3 protein-coding genes are annotated in these 3,304 nt (G+C 53.2%); 1 reads left to right on the top strand and 2 read right to left on the bottom strand.

Annotated elements, in window-relative coordinates:
• Positions 1-580 (top strand): LacI family DNA-binding transcriptional regulator (locus tag L248_RS16270; RefSeq protein ID WP_220095324.1); only part of this gene is annotated, 580 nt, incomplete at its 5' end.
• Between the two features lie 250 nt (positions 581-830).
• Here L248_RS16270 and L248_RS16265 read toward each other — a convergent pair.
• Complete coding sequence (locus L248_RS16265; RefSeq protein WP_022531081.1) at positions 831-2,204, bottom strand: plasmid pRiA4b ORF-3 family protein; 1,374 nt, start codon at positions 2,202-2,204, stop codon at positions 831-833.
• Between the two features lie 106 nt (positions 2,205-2,310).
• Positions 2,311-3,207, bottom strand: coding sequence for a DUF2785 domain-containing protein (locus L248_RS14855; protein WP_022531080.1), 897 nt, complete (start codon positions 3,205-3,207; stop codon positions 2,311-2,313).
• Positions 3,208-3,304: the final 97 nt, after the last annotated feature.

Raw genomic sequence — 3,304 nt, 5'->3', positions numbered from 1 at the left:
CCGCGCCATTAACGGGCATTCGTATGTCGCAGAGGCGACGAAGGCGAAGATCTTCGCTGCGATGCGGGAGTTGAATTACCATCCCAACAATATTGCGCAACAGCTGCGCGGTCAGGGGACGAAGATGATCGGCGTCGTGATCTCGTTCATTACTAACCCGTTCTTCGCTTACCTGGTGGACGCCGTGGACCGGGCGCTGTCCGCTGAGGGGTACCGGGCGGTGATGCTGCAGACGCTGGAAGATCCGGCCAAGGAAGCGCAGTACGTGGCCATGCCCCAGAGCAAGCAGCTGGACGGGGTGATCATGGCGGACCCGGAGAACGATTCAGACGAGGTCGCCGACCTGGTCCAAGCGGGCAAGATCGTGCTGTGCAATCGGTACTTGGGCACCTGTCCACTGCCGATCATTCAGATTAATGCAACCGATGCGGCCCGTCTATTGGACGGTGCTACCAGCGGCTGGCCGTCGGCATCGGCGGTGAGCGCAACCTGCAAGACTTGCGCTTCAAGGGATTGGAGAAAGCCTTGGCGGAAGTCGGCCAGGCATTCAATGACGACTGGTACTTCCCGGAGGCGCTGACCGAAGGGGATGGCACACTGCGAGGCGCCCAAAAAGTCAGGACGCTGTGCCGGACCAGCTAGATATCGTTGCTTCGATGATCAGCCCATCTCTGCGTTGCTGAATCCAGCGCTGACCACAGTGCGGCAACCAATCAACGCGATTGGCACCGTAGCCGCGCTGGCTGAAGCATTACGTGTTCCCCTACGGAAAAGAACGACAGTGACTTCGCAGTGCAAGAAAAGCGGTGCCAGCATATGCATCGCCAACATCAGTCTATCCCCAGCCGCTTCGTCACCACCCCATCTACATAATCCAGCACCGTCGTGGATTTCGGATAATGCATCAGCATCACGTCCAGTACAGTTAATGCCTGGGCCCACGCGGTCTGCTGAACGTCGAGGAGCGGCGCGCCACCACCATTAATGACCGCATGATAGCCCACCTTCTTCGTGATGTTTTCTAACTGACCGATCATCTTACGGGCCGTAACTTTTCTCGTTTCCAATAACCGATAGTAAAGTATGGCCAGCATATCGGCTTCGTGGCCGGCAAAGGGGGCCGTCAGGTTGTCCAGCATTTTCAGCAGGGTCTGATCCAAGTCCTGAGCACGTTTGGCGTTGTACTCTTTGTACGCGATGACAGCCAGCAGCAGTTCCAGAGCAGATTCCAGACCGGTTTGTTGGCCCGTGCTGGCGGGCCGCACATCGTTGCGCTCGTGACTGACCAATTCTTCGACTTGGTCGATTAATGCGCTACGCTGATCAGAATCAAGAAACGGCTCTGACCTGATATCATTGTTTATCAGTCCTGTGACCAATTCAGCAGCCCGTAATCGATTTTCGACAAACTCATAAGGGGATGCATCAACGCGGAAGAGAAGCAGTCTCTTGGCCAGCAGTTGCACCACCGCATACTGTTCGATCTCCGCCGGCACTTCCCGGAACATCAGGTCCTGAGACAGTTCTTCAAACAATCTTGTATCGGCTTCTGGAAGCTGTACCAGGGCGTGCATGACAGCGTCGATTTTATCCTCTGTCCACTCCTCTGCCAACGGCGGCTCACCGTCATCGGACAAAATACTGGTCTCTTCTGTCAAGTCAGCGGCATCGGTGTTCACTGTTTCATACTGGCGGGGCATTGCGTTTTCTGTTGGGAATGCAGCTTGTAAAGCGGTGTTAATCTTGGCCTTATTGAAGGGGACCCGAGCCGTGTCCGTCCTGTTATCTGAATCCTCTCGTTCATTGGCTCCCCGACCGGTCACGCAAAAAGGTGCCGGCTCGTTATTCAGCTGGTCAGCAACCAGCATCTCCTCCAGATGGATGAAATGGGTCCATTGCGCGTTCATGTCGTAAATGTATTCGAGATTTTCTTGCTCTATGAGATACTGTAATGAAGCCTCACTAGCCAGTGTCTGCTCGCCTTCCCAATTGGGAAGTGCCGCCAGTGTGTAGAGGACTTGATCATCATACTCCGGGATAAACACGTAAAGATGCTTGTTCTGCCAGCCAAAGGCAATCTGAATGGCCGCGTGCAGCTGGTTCAACCGAAAATCTGCGGGGACGACCAAGCGCCGCCAAACGAGCGGCTTGGTGTCCTCTAATTCTATTTTGAGCTGCAGGTACTGCTTTTTCTCTTTTGCCAAAATAATCGTCCCCCCGTTTCTTTAAATCCTGATACTCAGCGGTCCAGCGGCCGCCGTCGCAGTCAATGAATACTGTGCCTCAATGATGCCATTTGCCGGGGGTCGCCTATTGCCCATCGTCAAAGAATTCGTTTCCCCAGTCGATCCCGAGTTTTCGGCGAAGCTGGTCATCAACGACCTGGACAACATAATCCCGTAATTTGGCATAATGCGGCGCGTTTTGCAGCAGGACGGCTAACTGGGTTAATACGCGTTGCCATGCACCATTCCGGTAAATTGCCGCAGCGTCCTCGCCACCACGGGCGGCATCCGCCAGTTTCGTCGTGATTTGCCGCAGCTTGATGTGCAGCCGCCCTTGCGGCATATGCCGCATCGTCATCAGCTCGTAGAACAGATGCAGCACCGCGTCTGTGCAGATATCAGGGATGGCGTCAGAAAAATTGTTGAAATAAGCCAGGACAATTTTGTTCAACTCGTTGAGCCGCTTCAACGAGTACTCCGGGTGAATGACGGCCTCCCGCAAAAGATCGATTGCTTGGGCAGCCGGGACAACAGCTGAGGAAGTGAGCGTGATACTGGCCTCAAGTAACGTTGTGTTGTCCTCTTGTTCCGCATATGACTCAGCTAACTTAAAAAGTGCTTCGCGCTGGTCCAATGTCAAAAAAGGCTTCTCTCGATCAGCTTGCAAAAGTGCATAGTCGATGAGCGCAAAGCCTACTCGAAAGTAAGCTGCCTTTTCTTCAGGATGGGTGATATTTTCTAGCACCCTGTTCTGGGTAATGATACCGGGAATTAGCAACTGTCTCTGCTTCTTGGTGAGACTGCCATCACGGATAGCGTCTTGGACGTCCGATACGGTATATTCAAAGGTGTCAACGTCTGAACTATCTAATTTCTTCAATAAGCCGTGGGCAGTATCATTAGGCGGCGCAATAACATAATCACCGTTTGCGATGTCCTTTATCGCGGCATCGATCATGTCTTTTTCTGTCTGTTCATTCATTGTCAGATCGTCTTCTTTCTCCCTGTAGTATTATAGCCTTAAGAAAGGGGTTCCCACCATGACCAAAATCGGCGATGTCGCCAAGAAAACCGGCTAT

The sequence above is a fragment of the Schleiferilactobacillus shenzhenensis LY-73 genome (genome assembly GCF_000469325.1).
GTDB lineage: Bacteria > Bacillota > Bacilli > Lactobacillales > Lactobacillaceae > Schleiferilactobacillus > Schleiferilactobacillus shenzhenensis.
This window is presented reverse-complemented; position numbering and strand designations above follow the sequence as displayed.